The organism is Pseudomonas sp. FW300-N2A2, assembly GCF_017351735.1.
Lineage (GTDB): Bacteria > Pseudomonadota > Gammaproteobacteria > Pseudomonadales > Pseudomonadaceae > Aquipseudomonas > Aquipseudomonas migulae.
Window position 1 is genome coordinate 75,570 of the sequence record NZ_JACNDU010000018.1, and the last position, 19,004, is coordinate 94,573.

Annotated in this window: 13 protein-coding genes; 8 read left to right on the forward strand and 5 right to left on the reverse strand. The window is 61.2% G+C overall.

All coding sequences use genetic code 11. The annotated features are described in order from the left end of the window. The first annotated feature begins 104 nt into the window (after window positions 1-104). A complete protein-coding gene (locus J4E42_RS20435) occupies window positions 105-1,733 on the forward strand; it encodes a PvdJ/PvdD/PvdP-like protein (RefSeq protein ID WP_207286030.1) in 1,629 nt (542 codons plus the stop codon). 140 nt (window positions 1,734-1,873) lie between these two features. Here J4E42_RS20435 and J4E42_RS20440 read toward each other — a convergent pair whose 3' ends face one another. Genes J4E42_RS20440 through J4E42_RS20450 form a run of 3 tightly spaced genes read right to left on the reverse strand, consistent with a single transcriptional unit; the run spans window position 1,874 to window position 6,422 of the window. Then, window positions 1,874-3,268, reverse strand: a complete 1,395-nt coding sequence (locus tag J4E42_RS20440) for an efflux transporter outer membrane subunit (RefSeq protein ID WP_207286031.1) — start codon at window positions 3,266-3,268, stop codon at window positions 1,874-1,876. Between the two features lie 7 nt (window positions 3,269-3,275). Further along, window positions 3,276-5,249 carry a MacB family efflux pump subunit gene (locus J4E42_RS20445; RefSeq protein ID WP_207286032.1) on the reverse strand — a complete coding sequence of 658 codons (1,974 nt, stop codon included), beginning with the start codon at window positions 5,247-5,249 and terminating at the stop codon, window positions 3,276-3,278. Next, entirely contained in the window at window positions 5,250-6,422 is a 1,173-nt protein-coding gene (locus tag J4E42_RS20450) for an efflux RND transporter periplasmic adaptor subunit (protein ID WP_207286033.1), read from the reverse strand. 405 nt (window positions 6,423-6,827) lie between these two features. On the opposite strand from J4E42_RS20450, the gene J4E42_RS20455 reads away from it, so the two are divergent. The 7 genes from J4E42_RS20455 to J4E42_RS20485 all read left to right on the forward strand — a co-directional run bounded on the left by J4E42_RS20455 (window position 6,828) and on the right by J4E42_RS20485 (window position 17,347). Beyond that, window positions 6,828-7,307 carry a sigma-70 family RNA polymerase sigma factor gene (locus J4E42_RS20455; RefSeq protein WP_008032335.1) on the forward strand — a complete coding sequence of 160 codons (480 nt, stop codon included), beginning with the start codon at window positions 6,828-6,830 and terminating at the stop codon, window positions 7,305-7,307. 149 nt (window positions 7,308-7,456) lie between these two features. After that, window positions 7,457-8,794: a lysine N(6)-hydroxylase/L-ornithine N(5)-oxygenase family protein gene (locus J4E42_RS20460; protein ID WP_008032337.1), complete on the forward strand. Its 1,338-nt coding sequence runs from the start codon at window positions 7,457-7,459 to the stop codon at window positions 8,792-8,794. A gap of 491 nt (window positions 8,795-9,285) precedes the next feature. Next, window positions 9,286-11,988: a magnesium-translocating P-type ATPase gene (mgtA, locus tag J4E42_RS20465; protein ID WP_207286034.1), complete on the forward strand. Its 2,703-nt coding sequence runs from the start codon at window positions 9,286-9,288 to the stop codon at window positions 11,986-11,988. Between the two features lie 143 nt (window positions 11,989-12,131). Then, window positions 12,132-12,848 (forward strand): MgtC/SapB family protein, encoded by a 717-nt coding sequence (locus J4E42_RS20470; RefSeq protein WP_008032341.1) that lies wholly within the window; start codon window positions 12,132-12,134, stop codon window positions 12,846-12,848. A 123-nt stretch (window positions 12,849-12,971) separates the two neighbouring features. Beyond that, complete coding sequence (locus tag J4E42_RS20475) at window positions 12,972-13,370, forward strand: chemotaxis protein CheY (RefSeq protein WP_207286035.1); 399 nt, start codon at window positions 12,972-12,974, stop codon at window positions 13,368-13,370. 110 nt (window positions 13,371-13,480) lie between these two features. Then, window positions 13,481-14,107 (forward strand): response regulator transcription factor, encoded by a 627-nt coding sequence (locus J4E42_RS20480; protein WP_008039990.1) that lies wholly within the window; start codon window positions 13,481-13,483, stop codon window positions 14,105-14,107. Next, window positions 14,108-17,347 carry a transporter substrate-binding domain-containing protein gene (locus tag J4E42_RS20485; protein WP_207286036.1) on the forward strand — a complete coding sequence of 1,080 codons (3,240 nt, stop codon included), beginning with the start codon at window positions 14,108-14,110 and terminating at the stop codon, window positions 17,345-17,347. A gap of 3 nt (window positions 17,348-17,350) precedes the next feature. On the opposite strand, the gene dkgB is transcribed toward J4E42_RS20485, so the two are convergent. Then, window positions 17,351-18,154 (reverse strand): 2,5-didehydrogluconate reductase DkgB, encoded by an 804-nt coding sequence (gene dkgB, locus J4E42_RS20490; RefSeq protein WP_207286037.1) that lies wholly within the window; start codon window positions 18,152-18,154, stop codon window positions 17,351-17,353. 235 nt (window positions 18,155-18,389) lie between these two features. After that, window positions 18,390-18,929: a PaaI family thioesterase gene (locus J4E42_RS20495; RefSeq protein ID WP_008032351.1), complete on the reverse strand. Its 540-nt coding sequence runs from the start codon at window positions 18,927-18,929 to the stop codon at window positions 18,390-18,392. Window positions 18,930-19,004: the final 75 nt, after the last annotated feature.

The window sequence follows — 19,004 nt, forward strand, 5'->3', positions numbered from 1 at the left end:
CGACCTGTAGGAGCGAGGCTTGCCCGCGAAGCTCTTAAATTTGTCGAGGCAACAAACGTTCTAGCTTGGATAAAGCCTGCTCCATGGCTGACACAGGTAGGGCAATGACGATTTCTCGACGATGGTTCCTGGCGGGGCTGGCACTGACCGGTGCCGCCCTGCCTGCGGCGTATTACGGGCATCGCGAACTGACAAAACCGGACCCGACCATTACCCCCGGCGAAGCGTCATTCGACGTCGCGGATGTGGCCGGTCAGCGTTTGGCCAACACCTTGCAGGGCGTCTGGGACATTCGCTTCGAGGGGCGTGACGCGGGGCTCGACGGCTTGCCTCGCGAGGGCTTGCAACTGCTGCTCGACGTCGGTCACAAGGGCCGTGGGCTCAACGGTTTTCTCGATACTTTCGAAGCGCTGCGTGCCGCACCGCCGCCGCGCTATCGCGTCCTCGGCGATCTGGCGGGCGTAGATAACCAAGAGCTGAGCTGGCGCCTGATCGATTCCCGATCCCCGACCGGGACGCCGGACTACGAATTCACCTTCAAGCTGGACGAAGTCTGGGCCGCGTTCGGCAATGCCGGCAGCGGCACCTTGAGTGGGCGTGTGCTGCGTCTGGATCGTCCGTTGGCCTTGACCGCTCAGGACAACCGTTTCGTCGCAGTCAAACAGGTGTTCCCTGAAGCACGCGAGCGCACGGGCCTGGGCCCGGCGTTGCTGGCGTGGCTGATTTCGCCCGAGCACCGCTTGTTCCATCAGCTCTGGCACGCCTCCCGCGACAAATGGCACACCTTGTCCGAAGACAAGCGCAACGCCTTGCGCGGCATCGGCTGGCAGCCGGGGCTTCGGGACAAGGAGCGCGATGCACGCGGGCCGCGCAAGGACCGCAATGGCTCGGGCATCGACTTTTTCTTCATGCACCGGCACATGCTCGGCACCGCGCGCTCCCTGCAAGACTTGCCGTCGTGGCAGCAATTTCCATTGCCGCAACCGGAGCTGCTGCGTGATCGCCAGGGCTTTGCCCGTTACTTCGACAACCACGACGGCACCGCTTTGCCGCCGGCCTGGCGCGCCGAAGACGATGACGAATTCTCGCAGTGGGTGGCCGATCTCAAGACCGCCGAGACCTATCACAGCAATTTTCAGGTCTGGGAATCGCGATACCGTGACCCGCGTTACTTGTCGAAACTGACCTTGGGGCAGTTCGGTTCCGAGGTCGAACTCGGGCTGCATGACTGGCTGCACATGCGCTGGGCGTCGGTGCCCCGCGATCCGTCCAACGGCCAGCCTGTGCCGTTCGCGCGGGACACCGCAGACTTTTCCGCCCGTTGGTTCGCGGCGGAAAACGACTTTCTTGGCGACCCGTTTTCCTCCCATGTGAACCCGGTGTTCTGGCATTTCCATGGCTGGATCGATGACCGTCTCGAAGACTGGTTCCGTGCGCACGAGCGCTTTCATCCGGGGGAAGTCCGTCGGCTGGAGGTCAATGGTGTGCCGTGGTTTGCGCCCGGTCGCTGGGTCGAGATCGACGATCCGTGGCTCGGCCCGAGCACCCATGGCTGCAACACCACACCGGGGTTGCAGGCGGGCAAGTCGGTGGAAATGGACCCGGAAACCATGAAACTGGCGCTGCGGATTACCTTTGGTGAAGACGAGAAAAAGTTGGAAGACCTGTTCCGCAAGGTGCCGCAACGGCCTTGGTATGCGCGGAATTTGAAGGCTAAACCGATGACCAGTTAATCAGGCGTACCGCGTTATCGTTCAATCGCGAGCAGGCTCGCTCCCACAGTTGATCTCGGGTGTTCACACATAATGTGTTCGCCATAGATCCAATGTGGGAGCGAGCCTGCTCGCGATGGCCATTCTGAGATCGCTGCAAATCACAACACCTGCCACCCACCCCCAAGCGCCTTGTACAACGCAACACTCGCCTGCAACCTCGCCAACCGCAGCTGCACATTCAAATCCTGCGCGGCATACAGCGTGCGCTGGGTCTCCATCACCGTCAGCAAATCCTCGGCCCCGGCCTGATAGCGGCTTTGCGCAATGTCGAAAGCCGTTTGCGCCTGATTCAATTCTTCACTTTGCCATTGGCGCTGGGCGTCCAGTCCGCGAATGCCGGTCAGGGCTTTTTCCACGTCGGCAAAGCCGTTGATGATCGCGCCACGGTAGGTTTCCAGCAGTTCTTCCTGGCGCGCCGTGGCTTTATCACGTTCGGCGCTCAGGCGACCGTTGTTGAAAATCGGCGCGACCAATCCGGCGGTGAGGTTGTAGAACGGGCTGCGCAGCACATCGCTGAACGTGTCGGCGCCAGAACCGATCTGGGCACTCAATGTCACGGTGGGCAGCATTTTCGCCCGGGCCACGGTCACATCGGCGCGTGCGGCTGCCAGCTGCGCTTCGGCGCGAGCGATGTCCGGGCGACGGTTGAGCAACTCGCTGGGCACGCCCGCACCGATGACCGGCCAACTGAGCTGGTCGAAGCGCTGATCGTCGAGCTTCAGCTCCTGAACCGGACGGCCGAGGAGGGCGGCGAGGGTGATCCGCGCTTCTTCGGCTTGTTGCTGCACCAGCGGCAGCTGCCGTTGTTGCGCGGCCACCAGGCTTTTTTGCTGGGCCAGTTCCAGTGCCGTGGCAGAACCTGAGTCGAAGCGGGTTTGTACCAGGTTCAAAACCTTTTGTGCGTTCGCCAGATTGAGCTGCGCGATACGGTGCTGTTCCTGCAATGACAACGCTTGCGCGTAGGTGCTGGCGACCGCACTGAGCAGCGTCAACTCAACCGTATCGCGATCGAACTCACTGGCTCGCAGGCCGAATTGCGCGCTGTCACGGGAGGCGCGCTGGCCGCCCCAGAAATCGATTTCATAACTGGCGCTGAGGCTGGCGTCGAAGTAATCCACCGCCTTGTTGCTGTTGTCGGCGTCCAGTTGGCTGTAGCCGTTGCCGCGCATCAGCTTCTGGCGATTGGCGTTCCCCGCAGCTTTCACTTCCGGCAACAGCGAACCGCCGGCGATCACGGTGGTGGCTTGGGCTTGTCGCACCCGGGCCAGTGCCGCCGCCAGGTCATAACTGCCGACGCGGGCCTGTTCAATCAGTTGATCGAGCTGCGGGCTGCCAAAGTGCGTCCACCACTGGGCGTTCTGCATCAAGGCGTTTTCATGGTGTGCCGACTGCCAGGAGGGCGGCGGTTGCAGGCCACTGTCCGGGCGCGAGTCCGGGTTGGCGCACGCGCTGAGCAACACGCAGAGGGTCAACAGGCTGAGTGGCGCTTTCATAGATCGATCATTCACTGGTAAGGGCCGTGACCGGGTCGAGCCGGGCAGCTTTGCGGGCCGGCATGAAGCCGAAGACAACACCGGTGACCAGGGCGCAGCCGAAGGCACCGAGTACCGCTATCAAAGAGAACGCGACGGCCACTTCGCTGAGAATCAGCACGCCGCCGACGATCAGCGCCAGGGCAATGCCAGCGAGGCCGCCGACCACCGAGAGCATCACCGCTTCGGTGAGGAACTGCCGCAGGATGTCGCGCTGGCGGGCGCCGGTGGCCATGCGGATGCCGATCTCGCGGGTGCGTTCGCGCACAGTCATGAGCATGATGTTCATCACGCCAATCCCGCCCACCAACAGCGAAATCGCGGCGATCGAACCGAGCATCAGCGACAGGGTATTTTGCGTGCGCGCTTCGGCCTGAATCATTGCGGCGTTGTTGGTCAGTTCGAAATCCTTTTTGCCGTCGTGCAGGCGCAACATCAACTGCTCGATGGCGGTTTCCGTCTCCTTGACCTTGCGCGCATCGGCCGCGGCGATGGCCACGTACTCGGGGTTGTGGGTGCCGAACAGCCGCACACTCGCGGCGGAATACGGGATGGCGATGCGGTCGTCGCTGTCGCTGTCACCGGAGCTGGCACCTTTTTCCGCAAGCACGCCAACCACCTGGAACGGCACGTTTTCGATCAGGATGTACTGGCCGATCGGGTTGGCCACGTCCTTGAGCAATTTGCTCCGCACCTTGTGCCCGATCACTGCGACGGCCGCCGCGTTGCGTTCATCGTCCTGGGTGAAATAGCTGCCTTCCACCACCGGCCAATTGAAGATCGCCGGGAAATTGGTGTCGTTGCCGCCAACGTAGCTCAAGTGGTCGAGGTTGCCGAAGCGCACCCCGGCCTCCTGGCCGTTGACCGGCATGATGCGCGTCACCTGCGGCAGGCTGCCGACCGCCGCGACGTCATCGAGGGTGATGATGCCCAGCGGTGTTCGCGGGTTCGGTGCCGAGCCGCTGAGGTAAATGATGTTCGAGCCGAACGCGCCCATCTGCGCCATGACCTGACGCTTGCTGCCTTCACCGACGGCGAGCATCACCACCACCGACGCAACGCCGATGATGATCCCGAGCAGTGTCAGCGCGGTGCGAAACTTGTTGATCCACATCACCCGCCACGCGGCGTGTACCGCGTCCACCAACTCGCCTTTCCAGGCTCCCGTGGCCTCGGCGCCTTCGCTCAGGCGCTTGCGCAAATCCACGGCTTGCAGGGCGCCGGGGTTGGCCGAGGTTTGTACGTCGGGGTTGTCGTGGGCGCTGTCGCTGATGATCAGCCCGTCGCGGATTTCGATGATGCGTTTGGCCCGGGCCGCGACTTCGCGGTCGTGGGTGATGAGGATCACCACGTGGCCCTGGCTCGCCAGTTCATCCAGCAACGTCATCACCTCGGCGCCGCTGTGGCTGTCGAGGGCGCCGGTGGGTTCGTCGGCGAGGATGATGTGGCCGCCGTTCATCAAGGCGCGGGCGATGGATACGCGTTGTTGCTGGCCGCCGGAGAGTTGGTGCGGGCGGTTGCCGGTGCGCGAGGCGAGGCCGAGGCGGTCGAGCAGGGCGGCAGCGCGGGCGTGGCGTTCGGCGGCCGGGGTGCCTGCGTAGATCGCCGGCATCTCGACGTTTTCCTGGGCCGAGCCGGACGGAATCAGGTGATAGCCCTGGAACACAAAACCGAAGGCTTCGCGGCGCAGCCAGGCCAGTTCATCGCTGTCGAGCCCGGCGACGTTCTCCCCGGCGAAGCGGTATTCGCCGGACGTCGGGCGGTCGAGGCAACCGAGGATGTTCATCAGCGTCGACTTGCCGGAACCGGACGCGCCGACAATCGCCACGAACTCCCCGGCATGGATCGACAGGTCGATGCCGCGCAGCACGTGGACTTCAGGTGAATCGCCGCCGCCGTAGGATTTGCGGATGTCCTGCAGGTCGATCAGGGGCGTCTGCATCTAGCCGCCACTCCCGTCGACCGGGCCGATCAACAGGTGATCGCCTTCCTGCAAGCCGTCGAAGATTTGCACCCGCAGGCGGTCGCTGATGCCGGTGCGCACCTCGCGTTGCTCGATGCGGCCGTTTTTGGCGACGACCTGCGCGGTCTGGATGTTCGGTTGCGTGCCGCCTTGCAACGCGGCGATAGGCGCGGTGAGCACGTCTTTCGCCTGGTCGGACACGAAGAACACTTGTGTGGTCATTTCCGCCATCAGTGCGTTGTCGGCGTTATCGACGTCGAGCAGCACGGTGTACAGCACCACGCGAGCGCTGCCGCTTTTGCTCGAACTGGTCGGGCTGCCACCGCCCTGGCTGGTCTGGTCCAGAGGCTTGGGCGGCACCGGCAGGATTTGCCGCACGGTGCTACTCCAGCGCCGCTTGCCACCGCTGAGGGTGGTGAACCAGGCCGTCATGCCGGGTTTGACGTGACCGATGTCGGCTTCCGAGACTTCGGCCCAGACCGTCATCGGCGACAACTTGGCGATGCGCAGAATCAGCGGAGTTTGCTGTTGCGCGTTGAGGGTCTGGCCGACCCGTGCGTCGAGTGCGACCACGGTGCCGGACATCGGCGCGTAAATGCGCGTGTAACCGAGCTCGGCCTGATCGCTGCGCAGGCTGGCCTGGGCCTGGCGGATCTGCGCCTGGAACATGTCGATGCGCGCCTGGGTGGCGCGCAGCTCTGCCTGGGCAGTTTGTACGTCTTCTTCGCGGGTGGCGCCGCCGGCCTTGAGGTTCTGCTGGCGCTGGAACTTTTGCCGGGCCAGCTCGTGCTGTGCCCGTTGTTCCTCGAGTTGTGCCTTGAGGTTTTCCACGGAAAAACGCCCGGCGTCGAGTTTGGCCTGTTGCGTGGACGGATCGATTTCCACCAGCAACTGGCCTTCCTTGATCACATCACCGACTTCCACATGGATCTTCTGGATCTGCCCGGACGCCTGCGCACCGACGTCGACGTAGCGTCGAGGTTGCAGGGTGCCCAGCGCCGTGACGCTGCTTTCGATGTCACCCCGACTGACTTGTACGGTGGCGAATTTGTCTCGGCCGGGCGGGATGACCTGCCAGGCAGCCACGGCGATAACGGGGATCAGACAAAGTGCTACAAGCAGGGCGCGTCGGGTGTGTCGGGGACGTTTCATGCAGGGTTCCGGCCAATGGATATCGGCCCGTCGCTCAGCCTGCGCACAAAATCCGGCAACAGTTGAACGCTGTCGGGAAGCCGACAGAGACGGGGAGCTGTCCTTTATACGAGGAAAGAGCCGAGGAATTTAGGCGCGGACACAATCAAATGTGGGAGCGGGCTTGCTCGCGAATGCGGAGTGTCAGTAAACGAATTTGCTTAATGACACACCGCATTCGCGAGCAAGCCCGCTCCCACATGTTCAAGACTATTTGTCGGGCAAGATGAAGCAATACTTTAAATCTATATGAGAATTACTATAAATTACGCACCTCGAACTGCCACTATCGTGCCACTGCCCATTTCGGCGGTCGTTGCGGTGGCTCAAGGAAAGAAACCGCACCCCTGCGGCCGGGAGTCATGGTTGGAAAACTACTATCGCGAGCTGGTGTGTTTCCTCAACGCCAAGCTGGGCAACCGTCAGGTGGCCGAAGATGTGGTGCATGACGCTTATGTGCGGGTTCTGGAACGTTCCAGCGACACGCCGATCGAGCAGCCCCGGGCATTCCTTTATCGCACCGCGCTCAACCTGGTGATCGACGACCATCGGCGCAATGCCTTGCGTCAGGTCGAATCGCTGGAAGTGCTCGACAACGAAGAACGCTATTTCACCCCGTCCCCGCACAACAGCCTCGACCACGGCCAACGCCTGGAAATGCTCCAGCGTGCCCTGGCGGAGTTGCCACGGCTGTGCCGCGAGAGTTTCCTGCTGCGCAAGATCGATGGCCTGTCGCACCCGGAAATCGCCGAACGCCTGGGGATTTCCCGGGCGCTGGTCGAGAAGCACATCGTCAATGCGATGAAGCATTGCCGCGTGCGGATGCGCCAGTGGGATGCCCACTGATCTTCTCCGGTGGGTAAAAAAACAATATTAAATTTTGTTTCATTGTCCTCGTTCCCTATCAACAGACGACCTGCTGTCCTGCTCAAGGCTGGTCAGGTCACTTAGGCTTACGCCCCACTGTTGAGGGGTTCATCCAGAGGACACTGGAAATGACACAGGCAATTGCATCGCCCATCGTTCACGACCTGATCGGCGTCGGTTTCGGCCCTTCGAACCTGGCGCTGGCCATCGCACTGCAAGAGCGCGGGCCGAGCCAGGGCGAGCTGGATGTACTGTTTCTCGACAAGCAGGCGGACTATCGCTGGCACGGCAACACCCTGGTGACCCAGAGCGAATTGCAGATTTCCTTCCTCAAGGATCTGGTGACCCTGCGCAACCCGACCAGCCCGTATTCCTTCGTCAACTACCTCAAGCACCACGGTCGTCTGGTGGATTTCATCAACCTCGGCACCTTCTATCCGTGCCGCATGGAATACAACGACTACCTGTGCTGGGTCGCCGGGCAATTCGCCGAGCAGAGCCGTTACGGCGAAGAAGTGCTGACCATCGAGCCGGTGCTGCACAACCAGCAGGTCGAAGCGTTGCGCGTGATCTCCCGCGATACCCAGGGCCAGCAACACGTGCGCACCGCTCGTTCGGTGGTGGTCAGCGCCGGTGGTACGCCGCGCATTCCCGAAGCGTTCAAGGCGCTGAAGGATGACGGTCGGGTGTTCCACCATTCGCAGTACCTGGCGCAGATGGCCAAGCAGCCGTGCGTGAACAATCAACCGATGAGCATTGCGATCATCGGTGGTGGGCAGAGCGCGGCGGAAGCCTTCATCGATTTGAACGACAGCTTCCCCTCGGTGCAGGTCGACATGATCCTGCGCGGCTCGGCGCTGAAACCGGCGGACGACAGCCCGTTCGTCAACGAAGTGTTCTCGCCGGAGTTCACCGACCTGGTGTTCCAGCAGGCGAGCAGCGAGCGCGAGCGTCTGGTCAACGAGTACCACAACACCAACTATTCGGTGGTGGACATAGACCTGATCGAACGCATCTACGGGATCTTCTATCGCCAGAAAGTCTCGGGCATCGCCCGTCATGCCTTCCGCACCCTGACCACTATTGAAAAAGCCACCGCCACCGAGCGCGGCATCGAACTGGCAGTGCGCAACAACGCCACCGGTGAAGTCACGGTTCGGCATTACGACGCGGTGGTACTGGCCACCGGTTATGAGCGTCAGATGCACCGCAAACTGCTGGCTCCGCTGGAGCAGTACCTCGGTGATTTCGAGGTGGACCGCAACTACAAGCTGATCACCGACGAGCGCTGCAAGGCCGGCATCTACATGCAGGGCTTCTGCCAGGCGAGCCATGGTTTGAGCGACACCCTGTTGTCGATCCTGCCGATTCGCGCGGATGAGATTGCCGGGTCTTTGTATGAGCATGGCAAGCACCGTGGGCATGGCCGTTCGGTGGTGGATTTGCTGCTCGCGACTGCCAGCTAAAACCTTCGGCGTCTGTCACGCCGCCATCGCCGGCAAGCCGGCTCCTACAGTTGATCGCATTCCCCTGTAGGAGCCGGCTTGCCGGCGATGGCGTCCTCAAAGACACCAAAAATGCCTAATCCTGAACCCTTCCTGAAGATCCCGGCAATTCCCCGACGACTTGCCAATGCATCGTTTACTCTCCAGAAATCGGGGCGTAAGCTTCGCGCGTTTTCATCAATAGCGGAGACCCACAGTGGGTACTTGTTCGAGTGACAGTAGTCGGCCGGTTTCGATAACCGGCAACAACCCGGCAAGATAACGCGCAACTTTTTGTGCCGTTGTCTCGCCTGATAGCGAGCAGCGGCATCCCGATCGCGGCCAGTCCTGGTCCGTGTCCCGACGTCCTCTCATCGACGCTGAACCGTGCGTGATGTTCGACTTTTTGTCGTCATCGCGGTGCACCGACACGCCTGCTGGAAGGTTTCCCGGCTGACCCTGGGGGAACTGCCATGAACCTGAACCTGCTCAAAGAATTCTTTGCCGGATTCCTGCGCACCCGTCACATCGCCCGACACTTCCGTCGCCTGGCGCTGCTGGAAACCTTCACCGACACCACGGTCAGCCGCGAGGTGCCGCCCACCTTGGCGCAAACTCTGGTGAGCGCCGCCAACAGCGACACCGGCCAACTGCTGCACAACCTCGGCAGCCACACCGATGGCCTGAGCGAAGCCGAAGCCGATGCACTGCGCGTGCAATTCGGCCTCAACGAAGTCGAGCACGAGCAACCGCTGCCGTGGTGGACTCACCTGTGGCACTGCTACAAAAACCCGTTCAACCTGCTGCTGACATTGCTCGCGGTCATCTCGTGGCTGACCGAGGACATGAAAGCCGCCATCGTGATTTTCTCGATGGTGGTGCTCTCGACCTTGCTGCGCTTCTGGCAGGAAACCAAATCCAACCAGGCGGCCGACGCGCTCAAGGCGATGGTCAGCAACACCGCCACGGTGATGCGTCGTGATGCCCTGCGCACCGAAGTCCCCATCAAACAACTGGTGCCGGGCGATCTGATCGTGCTCTCGGCCGGCGACATGATTCCCGCCGATTGCCGGGTGCTCAGCGCCAAGGACCTGTTCGTCAGCCAGGCGGCGATGACCGGCGAATCGATGCCGGTGGAAAAATTCCGCCACCAGCAGGACAGCGACACCAGCAATCCGCTGGACCTGGACAACATCCTGTTCATGGGCACCAACGTCGTGTCCGGCACGGCGATCGCGGTGATTCTGACCACGGGCAACAGCACCTATTTTGGCGCATTGGCCCAGCGGGTCGGCGCCACCGATCGCGCGCCGACGTCGTTCCAGACCGGGGTCAACAAAGTCAGCTGGTTGCTGATCCGCTTCATGTTCGTCATGGCGCCGCTGGTGCTGTTCATCAATGGGTTCACCAAAGGCGACTGGACCGAAGCGCTGCTGTTCGCACTGTCGATTGCCGTGGGCCTGACCCCGGAAATGCTGCCGATGATCGTCACCTCGACGCTGGCGAAAGGGGCGGTGTTCCTGTCGCGCAAAAAAGTCATCGTCAAGCGCCTCGACGCGATCCAGAACTTCGGCGCCATGGACGTGCTGTGCACGGACAAGACCGGCACCCTGACCCAGGACAAAATCTTTCTGGCGCGCAACGTCGACGTCTGGGGCAACGACTCCGACGACGTGCTGGAAATGGCCTACCTCAACAGCTACTACCAGACCGGCCTGAAAAACCTGCTGGACGTGGCAGTGCTCGAACACGTCGAAATCCACCGTGAACTGAAAGTCGGCACGGCGTTTCACAAAGTCGACGAGATCCCGTTCGACTTCACCCGGCGGCGCATGTCGGTGGTGGTTGCCGAGCGTGGTCAACCGCATCTGTTGATCTGCAAAGGTGCGGTGGAAGAGGTGCTGGCGGTGTGCACGCGGGTGCGTCACGGCGAACGCGATGAAGCACTGAGCGATGAACTGCTGGCGCGGATTCGTCAGGTCACCGCCTCGTTCAATGCCGAGGGGCTGCGGGTGGTGGCGGTTGCCGCGCGGCCGATGATCGAGGGGCGCGAGACTTACAGCCTGGCGGACGAGCAGGCACTGACGCTGATCGGCTACGTGGCGTTTCTCGATCCACCGAAGGAAAGCACCGCACCGGCCCTGAAAGCGCTGGCCGCGCATGGCGTGGCAGTGAAAGTGCTGACCGGCGACAACGAACTGGTGACCGCGAAGATCTGCCGCGAAGTCGGCCTGGAGCAGCAAGGCCTGTTGATGGGCAACGACATCGAGCGCATGACCGACGCCGAACTGGCGGTGGCCGTGGAGACCACCAACGTCTTCGCCAAACTGACACCGTCGCACAAGGAACGCATCGTCCGTCTGCTCAAAGGCAACGGCCATGTGGTCGGGTTCATGGGCGATGGCATCAACGACGCCCCGGCGCTGCGCACCGCCGACATCGGCATTTCGGTGGACAGCGCCGTGGACATCGCCAAGGAAGCGGCGGACATCATCCTGCTGGAGAAAAGCCTGATGGTCCTGGAGGAGGGCGTGCTGGAGGGGCGGCGGACCTTCGCCAACATGCTCAAGTACATCAAGATGACCGCGAGTTCGAACTTCGGCAACGTGTTCTCGGTGCTGGTGGCCAGCGCGTTCATCCCGTTCCTGCCGATGCTGCCGATGCACCTGCTGGTGCAGAACCTGCTCTATGACATTTCGCAGATCGCCATCCCGTTCGATAACGTCGACGAAGAAATGCTCAAGCAACCGCAACGCTGGCAACCGGCGGATGTCGGGCGTTTCATGCTGTTCTTTGGCCCGATCAGTTCGATCTTCGACATCACCACGTTTGCCTTGATGTGGTACGTGTTCGACGCCAATACCCCGGACCACCAGACCCTGTTCCAGTCCGGCTGGTTCGTGGTCGGGCTGCTGACCCAGACGCTGATCGTGCACATGATTCGCACACCGAAGATTCCGTTCCTGCAAAGCCGCGCCGCCATGCCGCTGCTGGTGATGACCGGAATCATCATGGCCGTGGGGATTTTCCTGCCGATGGGGCCCTTGGCGCACTACTTCAAATTGCAGGCGCTGCCGTCGCTGTACTTTGTGTTTTTGCCGGTGATTCTGCTGGCGTACATGGCGCTCACCCAGGCGGTGAAGGGCTTCTACATCCGCCGGTTTGGCTGGCAGTAATGCTGCCAGATGTAGGAGCGAGCCTGCTCGCGATAGCGGTAGATCAGCCACTTTAATGTTGGATGTACCACCGTCATCGTCGGAACGCCGCCCGGAGCCGGCTCGCTCCCACAGGGGATCGTGTGTTTTTCAAAGGATTCATCATGCAAGCACTCAACAACATCAACCTCACCTCCCTGGTCGACACCCTGGTCAGCCTCAGCGCGGCCTTCATCCTCGGTGGCCTGATCGGCTTTGAGCGTCAATACCGCCAACGCACCGCCGGCTTGCGCACCAACGTGCTGGTCGCGGTGGGGGCGGCGATTTTCGTCGACATGGCCAACCGCCTCGGCGGGGCCGAAGGCGCGGTGCGGGTGGTCGCCTACGTGGTCTCCGGCATCGGCTTCCTCGGTGCCGGGGTGATCATGCGCGAAGAGGGCAACGTGCGTGGCCTCAACACCGCGGCAACGCTGTGGGCCTCGGCGGCGGTCGGTGCCTGCGCAGGGGCCGATCTGGTCCTGGAGGCCTTGCTCGGTACGCTGTTCGTACTCGCGGCCAATACCTTGCTGCGGCCGATCGTCAACAACATCAACCGTCAGCCGCTGGATGTGATTTCGGCTGAAGTCACCAACATCGTTTACGTGATCGCTCGACGTTCACAACAAAAAGCCGTGCTGGCGCTGCTGGAAGCGGAACTTGAGCGCAGCAATTACCCGGCGAGCGATGTTGATGTACACGCGTTCGGCGCAGATGAAATCGAAGTGGAGGCGACCCTCGCGACGACGTCCGTGGACGGCGACGAACTGGATGCGCTGGTGGCGCGGATTTCGACATCGACGCTGGTGGTGCAGGCGTTCTGGAGTCCGAGTACGACGGAATAGCGTTGAATCCGCTCTGGCAACGGAATAAATGTCTCGGGTTTTAGGAATAGTCCTACAGAAAGCTCGTTGGCTCTTCCGTAGCCTTGCGGCCTCACGAATCTGAAACCCTCCTGGGGGCCCCGGTTGCCGAACAAAGCGTTACGTATCCTGATTGCCGACGAGCAGCATTTTCAGCGGATGAGAATCGAGCGCCTGTTCAACCGGCTCGATTATTACCGCGTGGCCCCCGTGCAAAACCTTGCCGAACTGCTGACCCTGACCGAGTACGGCGGCGTGCCTTTCGACCTGGTGGTCATCAATGCCGCGTTGGCGGACGGGGTACTGGACCTGCGCGACTTCTTCCTCGATCACCCACAGGTTCACCACGCCTTGATCTATGACGGGCCGCCGACCCCGGCTTGCGGGCAGCAAAAGGTTCAGGTGAGTGATGCTGCGTTACCCGATCTGGCGTGCATTCAACGGCTGATGGCGACCGTTGATCCACAGCTACCGTTCGTCGGTACTGTCATTTCTGTCAGGTAGTCGGGCACGTGTTTCCGTGCAAGAGTCTTCGCGCAGCTGCTGCGTGTAGCCGGGGGCTGCCCCATGGGCATTCATTACCCAATCGTCTTGTATCTGCACAGGGAGTTGCCATGAAGTCAGCGGTAATAGCAGACGATCATCCGGTGGTGTGCACTGCAGTCGCGATGCTGCTTACACAGCTGGGATTCAAACTGATTCATAAGGTATCCAACGGCAACGAGGTCTTTTCAGCGATCCGTAAGCATCAACCCGATCTGGTGGTGCTGGATCTGATGATGCCCCGTCTCGGCGGGCTGGAAGTGTTGGCCCGCATTCAGGCCAGTGACGAGCGTTGTCGAGTACTGGTTTTCACCGGGCAAGATCCAAGGTTTTATCAGGACCGCTGCATGCGTGCCAGCGCCAGGGCTTATGTTTCCAAGGCCAACGACTTGAAGCATTTGCACGAGGCAGTGCTGGCGGTGATGGCCGGTTACACCTATTTCGCCAAGTTGCCGTCGAGTTCGGTGTCGTTGAGCACAATGCAACTCAGCGAGATGGAGAGGATCGACAAGCTCTCCGACCGTGAACTGACCATATTCCGGTACCTGGCCGAGGGATTAAGCAACAAGGAAATCGCCAAACTCTTGAACCTGAGCCACAAGACCATCAGCACCTACAAAACCCGTTTGACGGAAAAACTCAATGTGGAATCCAAGGTTCACTTGAGAGAGACCGCCCAGCGTAACGGTCTGATTTGAGTGAGTACCTCTCGGCAATTGCGTTGGCTGATATCCCTCGTACTCCCGGTCTGTTTGTGGGTATCGACTGCCTATGCCCAACCGCAATCACTGACCCTGCTCGGACGCTCCAGCGTCGACGGCTACGACGTCAAACTGTCGGATGCCGATTCGCGTGTGCTGCGCCAGAAAGGCCGGCTGGTACTGGCCGTCTCGGCGCCGGATTATCCGCCCTTCGACATCACCACCACCGGCACCGACTACGAAGGGCTGACGGCTGACTATGCCGGGCTGCTCAAACAGCTATTGAGCGTGGAGATCGATGTTCACCGCTACGCATCGCGGGACGAGGCGGTGCGTGCGATCAAGGACGGCGCGGCTGACCTGTTGGGAACGGCCAACCGTTATGAGGTCGAGGATCCACAACTGCGGATGTCCAGTGCCTATGCCGATGATCAACCGGTGCTGGTCACGCGCACCGATTCATCCCAGCCACTGGACCCGGACCTTGCCGGTAAACGGCTGGCGATGCTGTACCACTATTTGCCCGAGCAACAAGTGCAGGCTTTTTATCCCAAGGCGAATGTGCAGCTGTTCCCTTCAACGCTGGGCGCGGTGGGCGCCGTTGCGTTTGGTCAGTCGGACGCCTATCTGGGGGACGCCATCAGCGTCAATCACCTGATCAGCAAAAATTACCTCAACAACGTTCAACTGGCGGATTTTTCCCGTATGGAGTCCGGGCGTTTTGCGTTTGCGATGAACCTCGACAACCTCCAGTTGCAACGCATCGTCAACCGGGCGCTGGCGGCGATCCCGACCAATGAACGAATGAATATCCTGCGGCGATGGGGCGGCAGCGGGGCTTCCATTGCCGGTACGCAAGCCCTGCACTTCAGTGTCGCCGAGCAACGCTGGCTCAATAATCATCCACGCGTGCGAGTGGCGATCAACCAAAACCTCATGCCGATTTCCTTCGTCGATGACGGGGGCAATTACCGGGGCATCAGCATCGATGTGCTGGCGAAAATCAGTTTGCGTACAGGCTTGAAATTCGACATTCAGCCAACCCGGTCAGTGGCTGAATTGTTCGAGTGGATCAGGAGCGGTCATGTTGACGTGGTCGCCGGGATCAGCCCCAGCATTGAGCGTGAAACAGAACTGCGATTTACCCGGCCGTTTCTGACCAGCCCGAATGTGCTGGTGACCCGCATCGCATCCGACAGCCCGCAGACACTGGATGAGATGGCGGGAAAAAAACTGGCCATCACCCAGGGCAACAGTGCCGGCGAATTCATTCGCCAGCATTTCCCGCAGGTCGAACTGGTTACTGCGCCGTTGACCGCAGACGGGATGGAAATGGTCGCCCAGGGCAGGACGGACGGCGCCATCAACTCGTTGATCGGTGCCCGGATCATGATTTCCCGGCAATACCGCGACCGCCTGCAAGTGACCAGCACCGTCGGCACCGATCCGGCCCGCAGCACCCTGGCGACCGGTCGCGAGGCCGTTGAGCTGCATTCGATCCTGGACAAGGCGCTGCTGAGTATCTCCCCTGAAGAAATCGATGAAATGACCGGTTATTGGCGCAATGACCTGATGGTTGAACAGAGCTTCTGGCTGCGTCACCGGCAGGACATTCTCCAGGCCTTTGTCGGTGCCGGCGCCTTGCTGTTGCTGGCGCTGGCCTGGATCGCCTGGCAGCGCCGGCAAATCCGCCTGCGTCAGCAATTGCTCAGTCAACTGCAGGACGCCAAGGACGCGGCGGATGAGGCGAACCGTGCCAAGACCACGTTTCTGGCGACCATGAGCCATGAGATCCGCACGCCGATGAATGCGCTGCTTGGCATGCTCGAACTGGCGCTGAAGCGAGCGGATGAAGGCGTCACCGACCGGCCGGCAATCGAGGTGGCGGCCAATGCCGGGCAACAATTGCTGGCGTTGATTGGCGACATCCTGGACATCGCCCGCATCGAGTCCGGGCATTTGTCCCTGACGCCGGAACGGGCCAACCTGCGCACGCTGGTCGAATCGGTGTGCCGGGTGTTTGAAGGCCTGGCCCGGCAGAAGAACCTGGAGTGGCGCGTCGACCTGGGCGAGCACAGCGACGCCGACGTGTTGATCGACCCCACGCGCTTCAAGCAGGTGCTGTCCAATCTGCTGAGCAACGCGATCAAGTTCACCCAAGAAGGTGAAGTGCGCCTGACGCTGCGGGTCGAGCCCCGTGCGGCCGGGCAACTGGCGGTCTCGGTGCGCATTGAAGACACCGGCATCGGTATCAGCGAGATCGATCGGCAGCGACTGTTCAGCCCGTTTGTGCAGGCGCAAAACAGCCAGCAAACAGGTCGAAACGGCTCGGGTCTGGGGCTGGTGATCAGCCGCACGTTGTGCGAAATGATGGGCGGTCAATTGCAGCTTGCCAGCGTGTTGGGGAAGGGCACGCGGATTGATGTCTGTCTGGATCTGCCCGCGTTGCAACCGTTGCCGTCCAGTGAGTTACCTGACCTTGAGGAACAGGCTCAGACCCGGCCGCTGACCATTCTGGTGGTCGATGATTACCCGGCCAATCGATTGCTGCTCTCACGGCAGTTGAGCTACCTGGGCCACCGGGTGATGGACGCCGAGGATGGCCAGCAAGGTCTTGATCGATGGCGCGAGTATGATGTTGAAGTGCTGATTACCGACTGCAACATGCCGGTGCTCAGCGGTTATGAGTTGGCCGGGGCCATCCGCGATGAAGAGCGGACTCAGGGATTGCAACCGATCCTGATTCTGGGGTTGACCGCCAATGCGCAGCCCGAGGAGAAGGCCCGTTGCCTGGAAGCGGGGATGGACGACTGCCTGTTCAAACCGATCCGCCTGGCGGATCTGGGCGTCTGGTTGGCGTCCAGGTTTGCCGATGGATCACCGGTGCCGCCCCTCGAAACACCCTCAACCGCCGACATCGACTTGAGCGGTCTGGAGCGCTACGTCGGCAAGGACGACGAGCTGATCAATCAACTGTTGAGCGACCTGGCCGCGACCAATCGCACGGATCGGGATGAGTTGCTCAAGGCCCACGCCAGTGGCGAACAGCATGCCCTGCGTAAGTTGGCGCACCGCATCAAGGGCGGGGCGCTGATGGTACGGGCGGACGGTCTGGTCAAATGCTGCGAGGACCTCGAGCGTGCCTGCGGTGATGGCCGTGCAGGGCTGATCGACGAAGCCGTCGTTCAGTTGCTGCAGGCCATGACGTGCCTCGACCGACGCCTGGCGCAGGGTTGACGCTTAATCCCAGTTCGGCGCGATGCCTTTGGGGCTGGTCAGGCGGTGGGCGCGTTCAAGGCCGGCGATCAACGCCATGTCGGCGTCGCTCAGGGTCAGGGCGCAGGCCTTGAGGTTGCTTTCCAGGTTGGCGCGCTTGGTCGACGACGGGATCACCGCGTAACCCGATTGCATGGCCCAGGCCAGGGTGACTTGCGCAGGCGTTGCTTGCAGACGCTCGGCAATCTGCTGGATGACCGGGTCTTTCAGCACTTCGCCGTATGCCAGGGTCATGTAGGAGGTGATCTGGATATCCTGGTTCTGCGCGAACTCGACGACCTTGCGGTTTTGCAGGTACGGGTGCAATTCGATCTGGTTGGTGGCGATGTGCTCGGCACCGATGGCGGCGATGGCTTGCTTCATCAGGTCGACGGTGAAGTTGGAGACGCCAATCTGCCGGGTCAATCCGAGTTTTTTGGCTTCGAGCAACGCGCCCATGAATTCTTCGACCGGCACCTGGTTTTCCGGCGATGGCCAGTGGATCAGTGTCAGGTCGAGGTAGTCGGTCTGCAGTTTTTGCAGGCTCTCTTTGAGGCTGTCGATCAAGCGGTCCTTGGCGAAGTTGGCGACCCAGATCTTGCTGGTGATGAACAGCTCTTCACGGGCAATGCCGCTGGCCGCGATGGCCTCGCCGACCTCGGCTTCGTTCTCGTAGATTTGCGCGGTATCGATGGCGCGGTAGCCCAGTTCCAGGCCAGTGCTCACCGAATCAATGACCACCTGGCCTTGCAAGCGAAACGTACCAAGACCGAATGCGGGAATAGACATCAATGACTCCAGGGGTTGCAGTGGGAATGGGCACGAGTATCCGTGCCTGCATCCTTGAGAAAAACCGCTGGATGGGCAAAGCAATGTTTACCGCAAGTCATGAATAGTGGGATGTCTGCGAAATTGATGGTGTCCGGTCTGGCCCCTTCGCGGGCAAGCCTCGCTCCTACAGGGGGGTACACTGTTTCTGTAGGAGCGAGGCTTGCCCGCGAAGGCAACGACTCGGTCTAAAACCTTACCCCCGAGCCTCAAGAATCATGCAGGTGGTCGACCCCGTCGCATACAACCGCCCATCCACATCATAAATCCGCCCCTCGGCCAGCGCCGTCGAACGCCCCAGGTGCACAATCTTGCCCTCGGCCCGCACCGGTCCGCTGGCGCCGGTCAACGCGCGGACATAACTGATGCGCAGATCCAGCGTCGTATACCCTTGGCCCTTTTTCAGCTGCGTATGAATCGCGCAGCCCATGCACGAATCCAGCAAGGTCGCCGCATAGCCACCATGCACGCTGCCCAGCGGGTTGTAATGCCGGGCGTCCGGCGTGCCCTGGAAGATGAACAGCCCGGCCGACCATTCGATAGGGATGAAGTCCATCAGCGTGCCAATCGGCGGCGAGGGCAGTTCACCGTTGCCGATGCCCTCGAAGAACTCGGCCGGCGACAGCGCGCTGACCTCGGCCAGCGACAGGCTGCCGGGCCCGGCCAGACGTGCGCGCATGGCGTCTTCCTGAACGATCCATTGGGCGAGGGTGGCTTCTCGGTTGGGGCTTTGCATGTTCAGTGTCCTCGGACGGGCGCGGATATTATGGTTGTAATCTTGGCTGATATTATGTCCGAAATAAAAACTCCG